At 63.7% G+C, this 20,564-nt stretch carries 14 protein-coding genes, 2 tRNA genes and 1 pseudogene; 10 read left to right on the top strand and 7 right to left on the bottom strand.

Annotation, left to right across the window (positions count from 1 at the left end; all coding sequences use genetic code 11):
* Positions 1-103: 103 nt before the first annotated feature.
* Together JS533_RS04645 and JS533_RS04640 are read right to left on the bottom strand one after the other, a co-directional pair.
* The gene (locus JS533_RS04645; RefSeq protein ID WP_241513343.1) at positions 104-910 is read right to left on the bottom strand and encodes an NUMOD1 domain-containing DNA-binding protein; all 807 of its coding nucleotides are present in this window, start codon (positions 908-910) and stop codon (positions 104-106) included.
* 16 nt (positions 911-926) lie between these two features.
* Positions 927-2,003, bottom strand: a complete 1,077-nt coding sequence (locus JS533_RS04640) for a class C sortase (RefSeq protein ID WP_241513344.1) — start codon at positions 2,001-2,003, stop codon at positions 927-929.
* Between the two features lie 1,467 nt (positions 2,004-3,470).
* Here JS533_RS04640 and JS533_RS04635 point away from each other — a divergent pair.
* The 6 genes from JS533_RS04635 (at position 3,471) to JS533_RS04610 (ending at position 9,255) form a co-directional block, all read left to right on the top strand.
* On the top strand, positions 3,471-4,547 hold the full coding sequence (locus JS533_RS04635) for a class C sortase (RefSeq protein ID WP_241513344.1): 1,077 nt from the start codon (positions 3,471-3,473) through the stop codon (positions 4,545-4,547).
* Between the two features lie 16 nt (positions 4,548-4,563).
* A complete protein-coding gene (locus tag JS533_RS04630) occupies positions 4,564-5,370 on the top strand; it encodes an NUMOD1 domain-containing DNA-binding protein (protein ID WP_241513343.1) in 807 nt (268 codons plus the stop codon).
* A 134-nt stretch (positions 5,371-5,504) separates the two neighbouring features.
* Positions 5,505-6,488 (top strand): DUF4190 domain-containing protein, encoded by a 984-nt coding sequence (locus JS533_RS04625; protein WP_241513342.1) that lies wholly within the window; start codon positions 5,505-5,507, stop codon positions 6,486-6,488.
* Positions 6,489-6,629: 141 nt separating this feature from the next.
* Positions 6,630-6,703, top strand: a tRNA-Asp gene (locus JS533_RS04620).
* Positions 6,704-6,752: 49 nt separating this feature from the next.
* A tRNA-Phe gene (locus tag JS533_RS04615) sits at positions 6,753-6,828 on the top strand.
* A gap of 1,038 nt (positions 6,829-7,866) precedes the next feature.
* Positions 7,867-9,255 (top strand): FAD-dependent oxidoreductase, encoded by a 1,389-nt coding sequence (locus JS533_RS04610; RefSeq protein ID WP_241513341.1) that lies wholly within the window; start codon positions 7,867-7,869, stop codon positions 9,253-9,255.
* 7 nt (positions 9,256-9,262) lie between these two features.
* On the opposite strand, the gene JS533_RS04605 is transcribed toward JS533_RS04610, so the two are convergent.
* Positions 9,263-10,345, bottom strand: coding sequence for a Gfo/Idh/MocA family protein (locus JS533_RS04605; protein WP_241513340.1), 1,083 nt, complete (start codon positions 10,343-10,345; stop codon positions 9,263-9,265).
* A 225-nt stretch (positions 10,346-10,570) separates the two neighbouring features.
* On the opposite strand from JS533_RS04605, the pseudogene JS533_RS04600 reads away from it, so the two are divergent.
* Positions 10,571-11,002, top strand: a pseudogene (locus JS533_RS04600) (very short patch repair endonuclease); the annotation flags it as partial.
* 261 nt (positions 11,003-11,263) lie between these two features.
* The gene (locus tag JS533_RS04595) at positions 11,264-12,451 is read left to right on the top strand and encodes a pyridoxal phosphate-dependent aminotransferase (RefSeq protein WP_241513339.1); all 1,188 of its coding nucleotides are present in this window, start codon (positions 11,264-11,266) and stop codon (positions 12,449-12,451) included.
* Between the two features lie 211 nt (positions 12,452-12,662).
* Here the strand turns inward: JS533_RS04595 and JS533_RS04590 are convergent, their stop codons facing one another.
* Positions 12,663-13,736 carry a bile acid:sodium symporter family protein gene (locus JS533_RS04590; protein ID WP_241513338.1) on the bottom strand — a complete coding sequence of 358 codons (1,074 nt, stop codon included), beginning with the start codon at positions 13,734-13,736 and terminating at the stop codon, positions 12,663-12,665.
* Between the two features lie 336 nt (positions 13,737-14,072).
* On the opposite strand from JS533_RS04590, the gene gndA reads away from it, so the two are divergent.
* Both gndA and JS533_RS04580 read left to right on the top strand, forming a co-directional pair.
* Positions 14,073-15,521, top strand: coding sequence for an NADP-dependent phosphogluconate dehydrogenase (gene gndA, locus JS533_RS04585; protein WP_241513337.1), 1,449 nt, complete (start codon positions 14,073-14,075; stop codon positions 15,519-15,521).
* A gap of 488 nt (positions 15,522-16,009) precedes the next feature.
* Positions 16,010-16,879 (top strand): SDR family oxidoreductase, encoded by an 870-nt coding sequence (locus tag JS533_RS04580; protein WP_241513336.1) that lies wholly within the window; start codon positions 16,010-16,012, stop codon positions 16,877-16,879.
* A 155-nt stretch (positions 16,880-17,034) separates the two neighbouring features.
* Here JS533_RS04580 and pgl read toward each other — a convergent pair whose 3' ends face one another.
* The 3 genes from pgl to zwf form a co-directional block, all read right to left on the bottom strand.
* Positions 17,035-17,826, bottom strand: coding sequence for a 6-phosphogluconolactonase (pgl, locus tag JS533_RS04575; protein WP_241513335.1), 792 nt, complete (start codon positions 17,824-17,826; stop codon positions 17,035-17,037).
* Positions 17,827-18,024: 198 nt separating this feature from the next.
* Positions 18,025-19,005 carry a glucose-6-phosphate dehydrogenase assembly protein OpcA gene (locus JS533_RS04570; protein WP_241513334.1) on the bottom strand — a complete coding sequence of 327 codons (981 nt, stop codon included), beginning with the start codon at positions 19,003-19,005 and terminating at the stop codon, positions 18,025-18,027.
* A complete protein-coding gene (zwf, locus tag JS533_RS04565) occupies positions 19,002-20,555 on the bottom strand; it encodes a glucose-6-phosphate dehydrogenase (RefSeq protein ID WP_241513333.1) in 1,554 nt (517 codons plus the stop codon). The genes JS533_RS04570 and zwf overlap by 4 nt, the downstream gene beginning before the upstream one ends.
* Positions 20,556-20,564: the final 9 nt, after the last annotated feature.

The raw sequence follows: 20,564 nt of genomic DNA, 5'->3' as shown, positions 1-20,564 counted from the left end.
CGACCCGGCAGATCTCCCGGCGGATCTCCCGGCGAACATCCCAGCACACATCTCGACAGACCCCGGCAGACCGCATGACCACTATCCCCCACCCAAAAGCGCGTCAGTCGGACGCCCGAAGCCCATCCCCCGACTCGTGAAGGATGCGCCAGCAATAGCCGAAAGCAGGATTCCCGGCCCGTGCCGCGGCGCGGATCCTCGCCGCCACGGTCACTACGGACAGTCCGACGTCGAGGCTGCGCGCCGCGGCCTGCGCGGACCGGTGTATGGCGATCCGCTCGCCGGTGTGTTCGTCGCACTGTTCGAGCCGCATGAGCTTCAACCGCTTGTCGCGCAGTACGGGCGTGCGCTTGTCGGCGTATTTCCACCAGTAGCCGCCGACCGGCCGGCCCGCGTCGATCGCCTGGATGATGGAGTTCGGATATGCGATTCCTACGGCTTGTGCGGCGTCTTTGACGGATTCGTAGCGTTGGAGCACGGTGCCGTCGCGGTCGAGCCGGCAGATGCCGCGCTCGTGCCCGATGCGCTTGGTCCATTTGCGTAATGGCCGTTCGTCGCCGCGCCGCCGCCATAGCCAGCCGCCTGCCGGGATTTGCCGCGAACATGCGGTGCCGATCGATTCGGGCAGTACGCCGACGGCTCGCGCGGCGGCCGGATACCCGTCGTATACGGCTTCGACCTTGAGTGTTTTGGGGTCGATTTGTTCGACGATAATGCCCGCGCCGCCTGTGTCGTCGGGGTTTTTGAGCGTGGTCCATGTGCGGCCGCAGTATGCGGTGCCGTCGCGCAGCGCCTGTTGCAGGTTTGCGAAGGTGGCGTCGGGGTGTCCGTGTTCGGCGAGCCATGCGACGGCTTTGCGTATGCCGCGGAATTGGCCGATGGTGCCGTCGGGGTCGTGCATGTACAGCATTGCGCTCCCCTGCCGTTTACCGCGGTTCGTCGAAGAACGACGTCCAGTCGTCTTCGATGTTGGCGTTGGTCGTGTTGCGTTGCGTGATGTTGGGGTTGGTGCTGTCTGCGGCGATGTTGGGATCGTCGTATTGCATGATGTCGGCGCTAGTGTTGGCGCTGGTGTTGATGTTGCCGGTCGTGGCGTTGGCTGCGTTGGATTTGGCTGGTTTGCCGGTGATGCCGGTGGAGTGTCCTCCGTGTGGGCGGCGGCGACGTACGACCAACCAACGAACGATGATGATGCCGAGGATGAATACGGTTGCCGCGACCGAGACGATTGCCGTCGTGTACGTGCGCACCGGCGTATCGTAATCCGTAGTATCCGGCACCTTCGGGTTCGGAATACGATGACCACGCACCAGAAGCCTGTGCGTATTCACCCCGTACGGCGTACAGGTGACCACGGTCGCATAATCCTTACCGTCCTCGATATTCAAATTATCGAGCTCGTTCGGGAGCACCACGCTGATCTTGTCAACCTGATACGTGTACGTCTCATCCAACACGTGAAACGCAAACGTATCCCCTTTGACGAGGGTATCGAGGCCGGTCAGCAGCTTCGCACTCGGCAAACCAGTATGACCCGACACGACAGCATGCGTGGTCACACCACCAACGGGAAGCGAACTGCCTTCCAAGTGGCCGATGGCAATCTGCAGCACACCCTCATCCGTACCGTGATAGACAGGGAAACGCACCTTCAACTTCGGGATCGTGACATACCCCATAATGCCGGTACCCGATACGTCCAATATCGACTCGTACTCTTTCTTCTGCTCATCAGTCAGACGCCACCGGTCAGCAATCGACGGCAGTTTCGCATTGTATTCGCGCGCGGCTTTAAGCATCTCCTGCTTCTTCGCCTTGCTCAGGTCTTCCGTCTGCTCGATATACGTGGCCACCGCACGGGACTGGTGCATACGATTCCACCAATCCGCCACCGACGGATACGCGAGAAGACCAATACCAACCACGAGGACCACTGCGAAGAACACGGAAATGATCGTGGAAATTATGTCAATCGGCCTACGCTTCCGACCACGAGCAGCCATAACCGGTTCCTTTCCACGAGAGAGCGAGCATGAGATACGAGAGAAGACCTTCCCCGACCGTCGGAATAGGAGTAACGAACGATCGGAGAAGGTCTGTTTTGTGTTATACGGGCGATGGGATGGATAGGAGAACATGAGCACTCACGAGGTGAAGAGAGGTGAGGAATGTGAGCCCCCACGCCCATTCATGCCATCAAGTCTTTGGTTATTCGTTCCCGACTCACGTCTAGAACGGGAACTTCCACCACGGTGGAAGTAGTCCCGCGGTTTGGTCGAAAATCAGTTTCCGGCGCACGATTCCGAAAACCAATCCCAACCATCACCGCGGGAAGCATTACATTGAGCTAATTCGGGTAATAGGAGTAGCGGCTTCGCTCGTGGAATCGCACTGCGTGCGATCCTGTGTTGTCAGCGGCCGTTGGCCGCAACCGCTCCGCGCAACAGCATCGCGCTCACGCGCGATACAGCGTACTCAGCGGCCTATGGCCGCAAACGCTCGCATCGCTCGCGTTATGGAATCACGCTGTCGCGTGATGCATGGTCATCGGCAACGCCGTCACGTTGCAAACACTCCTCTTGCGCTCCGTGTACCGGAATCACGCTAACGCGTGATACTGCGCTGTTGGCAGTACTAGCGTGCTGCGACGCTCCCTCAGTCCGCCTGCGGCGGCCAGCTCCCTCAGCCGAGGGAGCCGAGGCTCCGCCAGCTTCGGAAGGATTTCTGGGGTTGGAGGTTGAGCTTCAATAACCACAGTGGTTGTGGTGGCCTGGCGGGCCCCCTCGGCTGAGGGAGCTGGCCGCCGTAGGCGGACTGAGGGAGCGTCGCAGCACGCTAGTACTGCCAACAGCGCAGTATCACGCGTTAGCGTGATTCCGGTACACGGAGCGCAAGAGGAGTGTTTGCAACGTGACGGCGTTGCCGATGACCATGCATCACGCGACAGCGTGATTCCATAACGCGAGCGATGCGAGCGTTTGCGGCCATAGGCCGCTGAGTACGCTGTATCGCGCGTGAGCGCGATGCTGTTGCGCGGAGCGGTTGCGGCCAACGGCCGCTGACAACACAGGATCGCACGCAGTGCGATTCCACGAGCGAAGCCGCTACTCCTATTACCCGAATTAGCTCAATGTAATGCTTCCCGCGGTGATGGTTGGGATTGGTTTTCGGAATCGTGCGCCGGAAACTGATTTTCGACCAAACCGCGGGACTACTTCCACCGTGGTGGAAGTTCCCGTTCTAGACGTGAGTCGGGAACGAATAACCAAAGACTTGATGGCATGAATGGGCGTGGGGGCTCACATTCCTCACCTCTCTTCACCTCGTGAGTGCTCATGTTCTCCTATCCATCCCATCGCCCGTATAACACAAAACAGACCTTCTCCGATCGTTCGTTACTCCTATTCCGACGGTCGGGGAAGGTCTTCTCTCGTATCTCATGCTCGCTCTCTCGTGGAAAGGAACCGGTTATGGCTGCTCGTGGTCGGAAGCGTAGGCCGATTGACATAATTTCCACGATCATTTCCGTGTTCTTCGCAGTGGTCCTCGTGGTTGGTATTGGTCTTCTCGCGTATCCGTCGGTGGCGGATTGGTGGAATCGTATGCACCAGTCCCGTGCGGTGGCCACGTATATCGAGCAGACGGAAGACCTGAGCAAGGCGAAGAAGCAGGAGATGCTTAAAGCCGCGCGCGAATACAATGCGAAACTGCCGTCGATTGCTGACCGGTGGCGTCTGACTGATGAGCAGAAGAAAGAGTACGAGTCGATATTGGACGTATCGGGTACCGGCATTATGGGGTATGTCACGATCCCGAAGTTGAAGGTGCGTTTCCCTGTCTATCACGGTACGGATGAGGGTGTGCTGCAGATTGCCATCGGCCACTTGGAAGGCAGTTCGCTTCCCGTTGGTGGTGTGACCACGCATGCTGTCGTGTCGGGTCATACTGGTTTGCCGAGTGCGAAGCTGCTGACCGGCCTCGATACCCTCGTCAAAGGGGATACGTTTGCGTTTCACGTGTTGGATGAGACGTACACGTATCAGGTTGACAAGATCAGCGTGGTGCTCCCGAACGAGCTCGATAATTTGAATATCGAGGACGGTAAGGATTATGCGACCGTGGTCACCTGTACGCCGTACGGGGTGAATACGCACAGGCTTCTGGTGCGTGGTCATCGTATTCCGAACCCGAAGGTGCCGGATACTACGGATTACGATACGCCGGTGCGCACGTACACGACGGCAATCGTCTCGGTCGCGGCAACCGTATTCATCCTCGGCATCATCATCGTTCGTTGGTTGGTCGTACGTCGCCGCCGCCCACACGGAGGACACTCCACCGGCATCACCGGCAAACCAGCCAAATCCAACGCAGCCAACGCCACGACCGGCAACATCAACACCAGCGCCAACACTAGCGCCGACATCATGCAATACGACGATCCCAACATCGCCGCAGACAGCACCAACCCCAACATCACGCAACGCAACACGACCAACGCCAACATCGAAGACGACTGGACGTCGTTCTTCGACGAACCGCGGTAAACGGCAGGGGAGCGCAATGCTGTACATGCACGACCCCGACGGCACCATCGGCCAATTCCGCGGCATACGCAAAGCCGTCGCATGGCTCGCCGAACACGGACACCCCGACGCCACCTTCGCAAACCTGCAACAGGCGCTGCGCGACGGCACCGCATACTGCGGCCGCACATGGACCACGCTCAAAAACCCCGACGACACAGGCGGCGCGGGCATTATCGTCGAACAAATCGACCCCAAAACACTCAAGGTCGAAGCCGTATACGACGGGTATCCGGCCGCCGCGCGAGCCGTCGGCGTACTGCCCGAATCGATCGGCACCGCATGTTCGCGGCAAATCCCGGCAGGCGGCTGGCTATGGCGGCGGCGCGGCGACGAACGGCCATTACGCAAATGGACCAAGCGCATCGGGCACGAGCGCGGCATCTGCCGGCTCGACCGCGACGGCACCGTGCTCCAACGCTACGAATCCGTCAAAGACGCCGCACAAGCCGTAGGAATCGCATATCCGAACTCCATCATCCAGGCGATCGACGCGGGCCGGCCGGTCGGCGGCTACTGGTGGAAATACGCCGACAAGCGCACGCCCGTACTGCGCGACAAGCGGTTGAAGCTCATGCGGCTCGAACAGTGCGACGAACACACCGGCGAGCGGATCGCCATACACCGGTCCGCGCAGGCCGCGGCGCGCAGCCTCGACGTCGGACTGTCCGTAGTGACCGTGGCGGCGAGGATCCGCGCCGCGGCACGGGCCGGGAATCCTGCTTTCGGCTATTGCTGGCGCATCCTTCACGAGTCGGGGGATGGGCTTCGGGCGTCCGACTGACGCGCTTTTGGGTGGGGGATAGTGGTCATGCGGTCTGCCGGGGTCTGTCGAGATGTGTGCTGGGATGTTCGCCGGGAGATCCGCCGGGAGATCTGCCGGGTCGGAATGGTGGCGGTGGCGTTTAAGCTGAAACCATGAGTGAGAACAATGCATCGCCGCAAACGCCATACGGCAACGGAACCGACGACTCCGGCAACAACGACCATTCGAACGGCTATTTCCAGACGCCAGCGTCGGCCCAGCCGTCGTATCAGTCGCCGTCACAGTCGTCTCAGTCGTCTCAGCCGCAGTCCGGCGGGCAGCAGTCGCCATACGGACAGGCGGCATACGGACAGGCGTCGGGACAGCAGGCGTACGGTCAGTCGTCGCAATACGGCCAAGCATACGGGCAGCAGTCCGCGGCATCATCGTACGAACAGCAGCCTTATGGTCAGCCGCAGAACGACCAATCGCCATACGGGCAGGCGTATGGTCCGTCGTCGCAATACGGCGAGCAGGCGTACGGTCAGTCGTCGCAATACGGCGAGCAGGCGTACAGTCAGTCGTCGCAATACGGACAACAATATGGACCGTCATACGGGCAGTCGGCATACGGGCAACAGCCGTACGGACGGTCGCCATACGGCCAGCCGGCGCCGGGCTGGTATCCGGCGTATGACGAGCCGTCGTACCAGCGTTGGAACATTCTGAGCATCGTCGGGTTCGTGCTGGCGTTTCCGATCCCACCCGTCGGACTCGTGCTGTCGATCATCGCGCTCGTGCAGATCAACAAAAGCCGCGAAAAAAGTAAGGGACTCGCAATCGCCGGCATCGTCGTGGGCGCGATCTCCACGGCGCTGCTGACGGCGGTCATCATGATCGCGGTCTTCGCGTTTGGACAGGCCATGGACTACGCCGTCTACGATCGCGACGGTTACGGCTACTCCGATGACAACGGTGGCTACGGCGACTATGGAGACGTGACGACCGACTGCGCGGCCGAGCTGGATGGGCAGTGCTACGAGTGGGATGATCTGGACGACTACATGGAGGACTATCTGCGCAAGTACGGCACGCGCCCGAGCATCGACGGCTATGGGAACGTTGGCGATTACAGTACGGCGGCGATGGTCGGGTGAAGCGGACGATTTTTCCGGTTGGCGCCTGACCGCTTGATGACCCTCAAAACGTTGGAAAATAGCGCGACACGCCGTAACTTGCGCAAGGCCTGAGATCATGTAATATATCTACTCGTTGCCTCACGCAAGCGAGAACAACACGGCCCCGTAGCTCAGTTGGTTAGAGCGCCGCCCTGTCACGGCGGAGGTCACCGGTTCAAGTCCGGCCGGGGTCGCTGGAATGGTGAAGCTGCCCGGTTTTCCGGGCTTTTTCAACTGTTCTCTGGCTCTGTAGCTCAGTTGGTAGAGCGAACGACTGAAAATCGTTAGGTCAGCGGATCGATGCCGCTCGGAGCCACCACGGATAACCCCGCAAGCCAATGTTTCCAAGGCATGCGGGGTTTCTTGCATTCCGAGCCGACTCACCATAAACCACCTGACTCACCATAAACTCACCACATTTACTTACAAATACTTTTCGATCTACCGCCGGCGTGAGTGTTTACCATGTATGAGTTATGCGTTCCGGGTGCGGTCCGAAGTATTGGAATCGCGCTGTCGTGCGATGCTGTGCTTGTTGGCGGCGTGTGGCGCCGCGACGCTCCCCCAGTCAGCCTGCGGCTGACAGCGTCCTGCAATTATGGACTCGCTTCGCGAGCGTTATTGCTGGCTCGCTATCGCTCGCTCCTCGCCTAAAAACAGTCCACTGGACTGTTTTCTTCACAGCTCGGCCTATCCGAGGGGGCCGAGGCTCCGCCAGCATCATAGTGCGTTGAACACATGCGGGCGCGGCAGCGCGATGCCGGGATTGCGCTACCGCGTAATCCCATGACAACACTGCATCACGCGACAGCGTGATTCCGACACCACCAGAGGACGCCTACACGCAGCAACAATACGAAAACCCCGTAATGTACCATTTCCACCCACACCACGTCCGACGGGCACGGTGAATCAGCGTCATCCAAGACCGAGTGTGGGCATAGACGGATCATTATCCACAACAGGAAACCGGTTCAAAGACCGAACCCGTGCCAAGCGTGGGTGGAAGCGGATCATTTAATCTGATAATCGTGGGCATACCCAGTCCATTACGAGGAGCGTGGACATAGACGGCTCATTAAACACGGTCATAAACCGCGCACATATACCGTCCATGCACACACCCCCAGCCACACACCATCAACCAACAGCCCTTTACACACCAAAACGCGAAGAGCTATTTACTCTGCACATTTAATAGCAAAGAGTCGGCGGGATGAGGGGTTTGGCTTGATGAAAACGAACATGCCGACTCGCCGTGAACCGCCGCATGCAGGCCCATCCGCGGATCAATGGCACAATGGTGGATTGACAATGTCGCCTAAACTGACTGAACCGAAGCAAAGGAGCGCTTCCCATGACCACCGTCGCCATCGTCGGCTGCACGCACGCCGGCACGTTCGCCGCCACGTCCATCCTCCAGCATCATCCCGATTGGACCGTGCACGTCTTCGAGCGCAACGATTCGCTGTCGTTCCTCTCGTGCGGCATCGCGCTGTGGGTCGGCGACCACGTCTCCGATCCCAAGCGCATGTTCTACTCGTCGCCCGCCGCGCTCGCCGAAGCCGGTGCCACCATGCACATGCGCCACGATGTGCTGGGCGTCGACGTCACCGGCAAGACGCTCACCGCCAAAGACCTGGAAACCGGCGAAACCACGGACTACGTGTTCGACAAGCTGGTCGTCACCACTGGCTCCGCGCCCGTGATCCCGCCGATCGACGGTCTTGACGCGGCGCTCGAAAACGGCACGGTCATGCTGTGCAAGAACTGGGGTCACGCGCTCGCGATCAAGGAGCGCGCCAAGAGCGCGAAGACGGCGGTCGTGATCGGCGCCGGCTACATCGGCGCGGAACTGGCGGAACAGTTCAGCGACATCGGCGTCAAGACCACGTTGGTCGACGCTCTGCCGCGCGTGCTCGCGAACAATTTCGACGCGGCGATCAGCGATCAGGTCGAGCAGGCGTTCTCCGATCACGGCGTGACGCTTGCGCTCGGACAGAAGGTCGTCGCGTTCCGCCCGGCCTCCGGTTCGGACGGCGCGGACGGTTCCGGCGTGACCGTCGTCACCGAGCGGGGCGAATACACGGCCGACGTGGCGATTCTCGGCGCGGGATTCCGCCCGAACACCGCGCTGTTCGCCGACCAGCTCGCCACGATCGGCAACGGCGCGATCATCGTCGACGACTACATGCGCGCCTCGCTGACGGACGGCACGGTGCTCAACGACGTGTTCGCGGCCGGCGACAGCGCGACCGTGCACTACAATCCGACCGGCAAGGACGACTACATTCCGCTCGCCACGAACGCCGTGCGTCAGGGCCTGCTCGTCGGCGAGAACATCGTCGCGCCGACCAAGCGTTACCTCGGCACGCAGGCGACCAGCGCGGTGCAGCTGTATGATCTGGCCATGTCCGCGACCGGACTCACTCTGGGCGGTGTGGAACGCCGCGGCCTGACCGCACGCTCCACCACGCTCGTGCAGGACTATCGCCCGGACTTCATGCTCACCACCACGCCGGTGACGGCCACGCTCGTGTGGGATCCGGACACGCGGCGCATCCTTGGCGCGCAGTTCCTGTCCAAGCACGACATCTCGCAGGCCGCGAACGTCGTGTCCGTGGCGATTCAGGCCGGGTTCACGATCGACGATCTGGCCGGCGCGGACCTGTTCTTCCAGCCGAACTTCAGTCAGCCGGTCAACTTCGTCGGCGCGGTCGCGATCCAGGCCGTGGCCGAAGGCTGATCGGCCGTCACTCGAACGGGTAGCGCAGACCCCAGCGGTCGCGCAGCGCATCCATGAGCTCCATGATGCGCAGCGTGTCCGCATGGGGCATTTCCGCGCATTCGCCGCGGCCGTCGAGGATCGCATTCGCGGCCGCGGCGACCTCGTACTCGTAGCCGGTCAGCTGCGCGGGCACATCGATGCGTTCGCGCAGCGCATGGTCCGGCCCGTACACGTCGATCGCCTCGACGTTGTTGATGTTGCGGCACACGACGTAGCCGTCCGTGCCCCAGATCACGCCGTCGCGGTCCGACGCGCACAGCATCGACGAGACGGCCGTGGCCATCACGCCGCCCGCGCCGCCGGCATAGTACAGCGTCGCTGAATTCTGTGCGTCCACGCCGGTTTCGTACGGCATCATCGACGTCGCGATGCGCTCGACCGGCACCGAGCCGTCGCCGCCCATCACCATGTCGATGAAGTTGAGCGGATACACGCCGACGTCGAGCAGTGCGCCGCCGGCCAGCGCCGGATCGGTCATGCGCGGCTTGCCGGTCACCGGATAGCACAGGTTCGCGTTGATCGCACGCACCTCGCCGATACGGCCGGACGCGACGACGTCGTCGATCAGCGCGCGCGACGGCATGTAGCGTGTCCAGATCGCCTCCGTGCACAGCAGGCCGGTGCGATCGGCCGCATCGAGCAGCGACCGCGCCTGCGCGGCGTTCGCCGTGAACGACTTTTCGACCAGAATGTTCTTGCCGGCCTCCAGGCAGGCGATGCCCTGTTCGGCGTGCAGGCTGTGCGGAGTCGCGATGTACACCAGATCCACGTTCGGATCGGCCAGCAGCTCTTCGTACGAGCCGTAGGAGACGGGGAATCCGTGCTGCGCGGCGAACGCGGCCGCACGGTCGGCGTCGCGCGCGGCGACCGCGTACGGCGTGATCAGATCGCGGTAGCGTTCGTCGGCGGCCATTTTCGTGAGCGTCTCGGCCATGTGGATGGCGATGCGGCCCGCGCCGAGGATCGCCACGTTCACCTTCAGGCCCTGCGCTTCGGCTTCGGCCTGACGTCCGTTGAGTCTGCCTGTTGCGTTGCCGGTGACTCCCATCGTTCCTCCTTGAATCATTGATCGAGCAATCGTCGATCGAACGATCGTCGATCGAAAAACGGATATGACAGCATTCTCATTCTAGGATCCGGCGGTGAACGCCGGTGGGGAGCTCTCGGCCGCGGACCGCCGGTGTCGTGCTGTCGGTGGTGAGCCGTCGGTGCTGAGTTGCCAGTGGCGAACTGGCGGTCGTAAACTACCGGCGATGAACTACCATGGTGCCCCATGGTCGGCAAACACACGGCATCGCCCGAACGATACGAGCGTGGCACGCGCAGCTACACCATGTCGCACATCCGCGGCAAGGACACGACGATCGAGGTGCTCGTGCGCAGCTACCTGTTCCGTCGCGGACTGCGGTTCCGCAAGAACGACAAACGGTACCCCGGGCACCCGGACGTGGTGCTGCCGAAATATCATGCGATCGTATTCGTCAACGGCTGCTTCTGGCACATGCACGAGGGCTGCTCGAAGCATGCGATGCCCAAGTCGAACGTGGAGTTCTGGAGCACGAAACTGCTGCGTAATCATGATCGCGACGTACGACAGCATGCCGAGCTGCGCGCGGCCGGCTGGCGCGTGATCGTCGTGTGGGAGTGCGAATTGGCGAAGGCCGTGCGCGACGAGCGGCTGGCGCGGCTGTACGACGAGATCGTCGCGTCGACGACGGCGGACGGCACGGTCGACGCGCGGGGCGATGTGCAGGGCGATGCGCAGATCGTCACGCAGGATGCCGCGCAGGACGACGACGCGCAAGATGACGCGCAGAACGTCGTACAGGACGAATTTGCGCGGGAAACGGGCAAAACGGCTGCGATTGATGCCCGGAACACTAGAATCGGGAACGGAAACGAACGACGGACCAGGGGAGCCGCACCGCGCGGCGATGAACCTGCGTGACGATGAAGGAAGCATGATATGGCAGACAGGCATCCGGTGATGGCGCAGCGTGCGCGCGAGGCGCAGCCGTTCCGTGCGATGGTGTTCGGCGAGAAGGCCGACAATATGATCGCGAGCGGCATCGATGTGGTCAAGCTGAGCCTGGGGGAGCCCGACTTCGGCGCGCCGCCGGCCGTGCGCGAGGCGATGCGCGAACAGTACGACGGTCGTCCGCTGCCGTACACCGCCGCGTTCGGCCTGCCCGAGCTGCGCCGTGCGATCGCCGACTTCTACCGCACCAAGCACGGCGTCGACATCGACCCGAAGCGCATCGTGATCACGTCGGGCGGCTCGGCGGCGCTGCTGCTGGCGACCGCGCTCACCGTCGACCCGGGCGACGAGGTGATCATCGCCGACCCGTCGTATCCGTGCAACCGCGAACTCGTGCGCTCGTTCGGCGGTTCTGTCGTGGACGTGCCGACCAGCGCGGCGACCCGGTTCCATCTGACGCCGGAACTGGTCGACGGTGCGTGGAGCGAGCATACCAAGGCCGTGATGATCACGTCGCCGTCGAACCCGACCGGCACGACGATCGAATTCGATACGCTCAAGGCCGTGTGTGATCTGGCACGTGAACGCGGCGCGTGGCGCATCGTCGACGAGACGTATCTCGATCTGGCCGACCGCGAGCCGGACGGCAGCGAGGTGCGTTCGGTGCTGCTCGCCGACCCGGACGCGATCGTATGCAACAGCTTCTCGAAGTTCTTCGGCATGACCGGCTGGCGACTCGGCTGGGCGGTGATTCCCGAATACACGATCGAGGCGGTGGACGATCTGGCCACCAACTTCTACCTGTGCGCGCACACGCCCACCCAGCACGCGGCCGTGGCCTGCTTCACGCCCGAAAGCCTTGCCGTATGCGAGGAGCGTCGGCAGGAGCTGCTGGCCCGCCGGCGCATCGTGGTCGACGGACTGCGCGCGATCGGCCTGCCGCTCGAAGTGGAGCCGAACGGCGCGTTCTACGCGTACTTCAACGTCTCCTCGACCGGACTGGATGCGTGGACGTTCTGCGAACGTGCGCTGAACGAGGCGCATGTGGCGCTGACCCCGGGACGCGATTTCGGCCCGGCCACCGCCGACACGCATGTGAGGCTCTCGTACGCGGCGTCGCGCGAGGCGCTCGCCGAGGGCCTGCGCCGGCTGGGCGAGTTCGTCAAGACGCTGTGATGGCTTTTTCGCGGCTTCCCTGACAAAGGGAGCCAAGGAAAACTAAGACGGGCACCGTGCGAACGACCGTAACTCAACATTATGCCGTGTCCGTCATTGAGTTACGGTCGTATACGGGCATGAAAAAGGCCGTAAGTCAATCCCAATGTGCACAGGGGATTGAGTTACGGCCTTTTCTGATCAGCCAGCGGACTGACGAAGCCGGATGGCGTCACTTGGCGGCCGCGGCGGCCTTGGCCTTCTTGTCGGCGTCGAACGCATGCTCGTTGGCCGCATCCGCGCCCTTGGCGGAACCCTTCTCGCCGTTGTCGGAATCCCAGTGGATCTCGTGGCGGTCATCGTGGTTGCGCCACCAGCTCGACAGGATCGAGCCGGAGATGTTGTGCCACACGGAGAAGAACGTGGACGGCACGGCTGCGATCGGGTTGGAGGCGAACGAGGTCAGCGCCAGCGTCGCGCCCAGAGCGGAGTCCTGCATGCCCACTTCGAAGGTGATGGCCTTCTGCTGCGCGTAGCGGAAGCCCTTCGGATACACCTTGTACATGAGCTTGGAGAAGCCGAAGCCCAGTGCGTAGCCGGAGAGGTTGTGCAGGATGACGACCGGGATGGCCATGAGCGAGGAGGCCACGAACAGCTTCGGGCCGTTGGCCGCGACGACCACGCCGATGATGAGCAGGATGGCGACCTGCGAGACGATCGGCAGCGCGACGGTGACGGTCTCGATCTTCTTGCCGAAGATCATGTGGCAGATCACGCCGAGCGCGATCGGGAACAGCACGACCTTGACGGCGTTGAGGAACAGCGACGCGACCGGCACGGCCACGTACTGCGAGGCCAGCAGCTGCATCAGCAGCGGGATCATGAACGGCGCGCACAGGGTCGACAGGATGCCGATCGACACGTCGAGCGCCACGTCGCCGCGCGACAGGTAGCTCATCACGTTCGACGACGTGCCGGACGGGCAGCAGCCGACGAGGATCACGCCCACGGCCAGCGGGCCGGACAGGTGGAAGATCGTGCACAGCAGCACGGCGATGAGCGGCATGATCACGAAGTGCGCGACGGTGCCGACGATGACCATGAGCGGCTGGGTGAGGATGCGCTTGAAGTCGTCAAGCGTCAGCGTCAGGCCCATGCCGAACAGCACGATGCCCAGCAGATAGCCGGTGTAGCTCTTGCCCCACAGCGAGGTCTGCGGCACGAAATAGTTGAACACGGCCCATACGATCACGATCAGCGTGAACCACTTGGTCAGCCAATCGGCGAATTTCTTCACGTTTTCCACGAGAAAGACTTCTCTCTATAACCTTGCGTAATACCTGAGTTGTGCGCCCGGCACAGGCGTGGCCCCGGCCGGACGGTTGCGTTCCGTTTTGCGGATTACCCGACATGCTAGGGACCGGTGTCCGGATACGGAGATGTCGTCTCACGTTGTGACCGTTAACGATGCGGATGATGTTCGGAAACGTTGCCGTCGATCAGCTGTCGGTTGGCTGTCGGTTGGCTGTTGAATAGCTGTCGGGCGGTCGTCGATTCCGCGGAGGGAAATGACCGTGGCGTACGGGAGGGTGGGGTTATAGACTGAGGTGCGGATATGTATGCCATTATCGGAAGGATTATTATGTCCGCTGAAGCGAACGTCGGAGTCGTCGGTCTTGCTGCCATGGGCGCCAGCCTGTCGCGCAATCTCGCCCGTCACGGCAACAAGGTCGCCGTGTTCAACCGTCATTACTCGCGTACCGAGAAGCTCATCGCCGAGCACGGCGACGAGGGCCAGTTCTTCCCGGCCAAGACGCTCAAGGAGTTCGTCGACTCGCTGAGCAAGCCGCGCACCGCGATCATCATGGTCAAGGCCGGCGCGCCGACCGACGAGATGATCAACGATCTCGCCGATCTCATGGAGCCGGGCGATATCATCGTCGACGCCGGCAACTCCTACTTCAAGGACACGATCAAGCGCGAGAAGGCGATCCGCGCCCGCGGCCTGCACTTCGTCGGCTGCGGCGTCTCCGGCGGCGAGGAGGGCGCGCTGCTCGGTCCGTCCATGATGCCCGGCGGCACCGAGGAGTCGTGGAAGACCCTGAAGCCGATCCTCGAGTCCATCTCCGCGAAGGCGGAGGGTGAGCCGTGCGTGACGCACATCGGTTCGGATGGCGCCGGCCACTTCGTCAAGATGGTGCACAACGGCATCGAATACTCCGATATGCAGCTGATCGCCGAAAGCTACGATCTGATGCGTCGCGGCCTGGGCATGGAGCCGGGCGAGATCGGCGACGTGTTCGAGGAGTGGAACAAGACCGAGCTGGACTCCTACCTGATCGAGATCACCTCCGAGGTGCTGCACGAGGTCGACAAGAAGACCGGCAAGCCGCTCGTGGACGTGATCGTGGATCATGCGGGCATGAAGGGCACCGGCACGTGGACCGTGCAGACGGCGCTCGAGCTGGCCGTGCCGGTCACCGGCATCGGCGAGGCCGTGTTTGCCCGTGGCCTGTCCTCGCAGGGCGAGCTGCGCGAGGAGGCCCAGCGCCAGAACTTCGAAGGCCCGACCGGCTCGGTCGAGATGCCGCTCGAGGAGCGTCAGGCGTTCGTCAACGACATCCGCGAGGCGCTGTACGCGTCCAAGATCGTCGCCTACGCGCAGGGCTTCAACGAGATCACCGCCGCCGCGAAGGAATACGACTGGAACATCGATCTGGCCGCGGTGGCCCGCATCTGGCGCGGCGGCTGCATCATCCGCGCGAAGTTCCTCAACCGCATCTCCGACGCGTTCGAGGCCGGCGACGCGAACGTCTCCCTGCTGTTCGCCCCGTACTTCAAGGACGCGATCGAAACGGCCGAGCGTTCGTGGCGCCGCGTCGTGGCCCGCGCGGTCACCTTCGGCATCCCGGTGCCGGTGTTCTCCTCCTCGCTGGCCTACTTCGACGGCCTGCGTTCCAAGCGCCTGCCCGCCGCCCTCATCCAGGGCCAGCGCGACTTCTTCGGCGCCCACACCTACCAGCGCGTCGACGAGCCGGGCACGTTCCATACTTTGTGGGCCGAGCCGGGCCGTAAGGAAATCACTTTGTGATTTCCTTACGGCAAGCACAGCCCAGTGGGCTGTGCTTAGGCTCGGCCTGAGCGAGCCGATAGGCGAGCGAAGGCAGTATTGAGCCCGAGCGTAGCGAGGTCCTTAATTGCAGGGGCCGGAGGCGAGGACGAGGGGACAGTCCGGTGGACTGTCCCCAGTCCTCAGCCGAGCGGCGACAGCCGCGAGGCAGCATTGAGTCTCGCGCGTAGCGCGAGTCCATAATTGCAGGGGCCGGAGGCGAGCCGGGTTGTTCTGAAATCACTCTGTGATTCCAGAACGAGGGGACAGTCCGTCGGACCGTCCCCAAGGTCCGTAACCACGGGGGTCGTTCCCAACGGACAGCCCCCGTTTTTCTTTAACAGCGTGATACAAGCCACTCTCAACGCTCAACGTCCACACCCGCCGCGCGTGTCGATGGCCGCCCGACGGCCGCCGTGCTAGGCTCGGCATAGCGGCCGCGGTGAAGAGGCCGCAGACGCGTGCAACGCATGGAAACGGAGGCCGTCATGGTGGACGACGCGATATTCGATCAGTACCCGCTCGACAGTTGGAAGGATCCCGGTCACCGGATCATGGACCGGTTCTCGCTCGCCGGCAAGAAGGGATTCGTGACCGGCGGAGCGGGCGGCCTGGGTCGCAACGCCGCGGCAGCGTGGGCGGAGGCCGGCGCCGACGTGGCGATCGTCGATCTGCCGCGCACGAGGGAGACGCTCGAACCGCTGGCGAAGGAGATGTCCGAACGGTACGGCACGCATGTCGTGCCGCTGTACTGCGACGTGTCGGATCGCGGGCAGGTCGCCGCGCTCAAGTCGTCGCTGGTCGACGAACTCGGCACGGTCGACGTCGCGTTCATCAACGCGGGCGTGAACGTGCCCGGCGACGATGCCGACGAGCCGTACGAGGTCTGGCAGAGGACGCTCGACATCAATCTGACGGGCGCGTATCTGACCGCGCAGGCCGCGCAGCACATCATGCGCGAGCACAAGCACGGCGGTTCGCTGATCTTTACGTCGTCGTTGTCCGCGCACAACGCGAACTTCATCGCCGGTGGTCCCTCTCCGGTGGCCGCGTACGGCGCGACCAAGGCCGGCATCTACGAGTACGCCCGGTATCTGGCGGCCGCGCTCGCTCCGTACGGCATCCGGTCGAACGCGATCTCGCCCGGCTACGTGTGGTCGGGTATCTTCGAGGGGCGCATCACGCCCGACGGCCATGATCTGATGACCGCGCCCGTGCCGATGCGCCGGTTCGGCACCAACGAGGAGATCGCCTCGGCGGTGCTGTTCCTGGCCAGCGACGCGTCCAGCTACGTCACCGGCACGAACCTGCAGGTCGACGGCGGCTACTCCGTGTACTGATCGTGCCGCGCGCCGACGGTCCTGCATGCCGCAGCTCCGCGTAACGAACGACACAACAAAGCGCCGGGCCGCCGATCGGTAAGATCGGCGACCCGGCGCAATCGAATATCACAGCCGGACAGCGTAATCGGCCGGCGCAATCAGACATCCGTACGTCACAGCTTCGAGGCCGCGCCCTCGTCGATCATCCACAGCAGCTCCTGCCCGTCGGCGTACGAGCTGGGGGCCATCGGGTTGCGCGGCGCGGCGAACGCCTTCGCCACCGCGTCGGCCTTGCGCGCCTCGGACGTGAACACCCACGTGTGACGCGAGCGCGCGATCATCGGCACGGTGAGCGTCAGGCGCAGCGGCGGCGGCTTCGGCGAGTCGCGCACGCCGGCGACGAGCACATGCGGATCGTCGAGACGCACCTGCGGCAGTCCGGGGAACAGCGACGCGAAATGCGCGTCCGGCCCGACGCCGAACATCGCGATGTCGAGCGCGGGATCGTCGCCCAGCTCGGACTCGAGCTCGCGCTGATAGTCGGCGGCGGCCCGGGCCAGCACAGCGTCGGTCTCCTCGGCGGAAGCGGACGCGATCTCGTCGGCCGGACGCACGTCGGCCGGCATCTCGTGGATGTTCGACTCCGGCAGCAGGCCGCCGTCGATCATGCGGGTCAGGAATTCGCCGCGCGCCTGCTTGGCGTTACGATCGTCGTCGTCCGCGGCGACGAACCGTTCGTCGCCCCACCAGATGTGCACGCGCGACCAGTCGGTCGCCTCGGCGAGCGGGCTGGCGAGCAGCTCGTGGAAGACGCGGTTGCCGTCGGTGCCGCCGGTCACGGCGATGTCGACGCGCGTGCGGCCCGGCTCGGCGAGCAGGTCGCCGATGGTCAGCAGCGTGCGCGCGGCCACGGCCTGCGCCAGCACGGTCGGATTCGGATAGATGATGGTCTTGCGATTGGTCATGACGTTCCTTTGCCTGGAATCGGCCTACGGCCGATGCGATATTGTTGGCTCGCTACGCTCGCGACGCTCCCTCAGTCAGCCTACGGCTGACAGCTCCCTCAGCCGAGGGAGCCGAGGCTCCGCCAGCATCGGCGGTGTTACGCGGATATTGGCGGAGCGAGTCGGGAATATGGCATTGCGCATGGCGCAATACCGATATCAGTCGGTGGTGTGGATGAGGTCCCAGCCGCGGGTGATGACCTCGGCGTAGATCTCGTCGGGGTACATGCGGCGCAGCTCCTCGCTCAGGCACTCCTCGAGCGTGCGCGCGGGTACGCTGATGGTCTGCGGCGACTGGCCGGGCATGCTGATCACGGCCACGCCCTCCTCCGCGTCCGGGCGCTCAAGGCTGAGCACGCCGTCGGCACGGGTCAGGTACACGCCGGTCACGGCGGTCGCGCCCGGCACGTCCTCGACCACGACCGGCACGTTGAGCCGCAGGCGCAGCCAGGCGGCGAGCAGGTCCATCGGCAGGAAGCCCTTCGGTCCGGTCACGCGCACGGTGCTGATCGGCAGGTGCGGCGGCTGGTCGAGCATCGTCGCCAGCATCGCACGCCAGACCGTCAGACGCGTCCACGACATGTCCACGTTCTTCGGCGACCAGTTGCGGCGCAGGTCGCTGATCGTGCGGTACGGGTTCGACGAGCGCATCGCGTCGGTGATGCGGCTGCGGGCCATCGCGCCGAGCAGGTCCTTCGACGGGTTCGCCGGCGCCTCGGTCGGCCACCAGGCCACGACCGGCGCGTCCGGCACGAGCAGCGGGATCACCAACGTGTCCTGATGATGCACCAGTCCGCCGCGCGGATGCAGCACGATGATCTCGCCCGCGCCCGCGTCCGCGCCGAAACGCACCTGGGCGTCCAGATTCGACGTCTCGTCGTCGGCGGCCGCATCATCCTCCGGCTCGGCCTTCGTCTGCGCGGCTGCCGCGCCACGCTTCGGGCTGATCGCGATCACGCGGCACGGATGCTCGCGGCTGGCCGCGTTCGCGAGCTCCAGCGCATGCTCCAGTTCGTCCTCGTTCGTCGAGATCAGCAGCGTGAGCACGCGGCCGGTCGCGGACTCGCCGCGCTCCTCGTGCAGTTCGTCGATCTTGCTCGAGATCTCGCGGGTCCGGGTATTCGGCATATCAATGATCATGGCATCCTCCAATGGCGTCCGTCGCGGGCGAGCATCTCATCGGCCTCCTCCGGCCCCCACGTGCCGGAACGGTACGGCTGCGGCTGGCCGAGCGTCGACCAGAACTCCTCGATCGGATCGAGGATCTCCCAGCTCAGCTCCACCTCGCGCGTGGTCGGGAACAGCGGCGGCTCGCCGAGCAGCACGTCCAGAATCAGGCGTTCATAGGCTTCCGGCGAGCTTTCGGTAAACGAACGGCCGTAGCTGAAGTCCATCGACACATCGCGCACCTCCATCGACGAGCCGCCCGGCACCTTCGCGCCGAACCGCATCGTCACGCCCTCGTCGGGCTGCACGCGAATCACGATCGCGTTCTTGCCGAGCTCACGCGTCGCCGTCGACTCGAACGGCAGGTGCGGGGCGCGCTTGAAGACGACCGCGATCTCGGTGACGCGCTTGCCCAGACGCTTGCCGGTGCGCAGATAGAACGGCACGCCGGCCCAGCGGCGCGTATCCAGATCGAGCCGGATCGCCGCGTACGTCTCGGTCGTGGACTGCGGGTCGATGCCCTTCTCGTCCAGATAGCCGACGACCTCGTGCGAACCCTGCCAGCCGGCCGCGTACTGGCCGCGGGCCGTATGCGCCGCCAGATCGCGCGGAATGCGCACGGCGGACAGGATCTTCGTCTTCTCGGCGATCAGATCGGCCGCGGAGAACGAGACCGGCTCCTCCATCGCGGTCAGCGCGAGCAGCTGCAGCAGATGGTTCTGGATCACGTCGCGTGCCGCGCCGATGCCGTCGTAGTAGCCGGCGCGACCGGCCACGCCGATGTCCTCGGCCATCGTGATCTGCACGTGGTCGACGTAGTTCGCGTTCCAGATCGGCTCGTACATCGCGTTCGCGAAGCGCAGTGCGAGGATGTTCTGCACGGTCTCCTTGCCGAGGTAGTGGTCGATGCGGAACACGCTCGACGGGTCGAAGACCTCGGAGACGACGCGGTTGAGATCGTTCGCGCTCGCCAGATCGTGGCCGAACGGCTTCTCGATGATCACGCGCCTCCACGCGCCCTCGGTGGAGCGCGACAGGCCGCAGTCGGCCAGCTGGCGGGCGACGATCGGGAAGTCGCGCGGCGGCACGGACATGTAGAACGCGTGGTTGCCGCGCGTGCCGCGGTCGCGGTCAAGCTCGGCGACTGTGTCCGACAGGCGCTCGAACGCCTTCTTGTCCTCGAACGTGCCCTGCACGAAGCGGATGCCGGAGGCCAGCTGCTTCCAGGTGGACTCCTTGAACGGGGTGCGGCAGTGCGCGATCACGTTCTCGCGCACGAAATCCTTGAACTGGTCCTCGGTCCAGTCGCGGCGCGCGAAGCCGGTCAGGCCGAAGCTCGGCGGCAGCAGGCCACGGTTGGCGAGGTCGTAGATGGCGGGCAGCAGCTTTTTGCGCGACAGGTCGCCCGTCACGCCGAAGATCACGATGCTGCACGGGCCGGCGATGCGCGGCAGGCGCAGATCGCGCGGGTCGCGCAGGGGATTGACCCAAGCGGAGGTTGTGGTTTCACTCATGGTTCCCATCCTAGACGC

This window comes from Bifidobacterium amazonense (assembly GCF_018555435.2).
GTDB classification, from domain to species: Bacteria; Actinomycetota; Actinomycetes; order Actinomycetales; family Bifidobacteriaceae; genus Bifidobacterium; species Bifidobacterium amazonense.
This window is presented reverse-complemented; position numbering and strand designations above follow the sequence as displayed.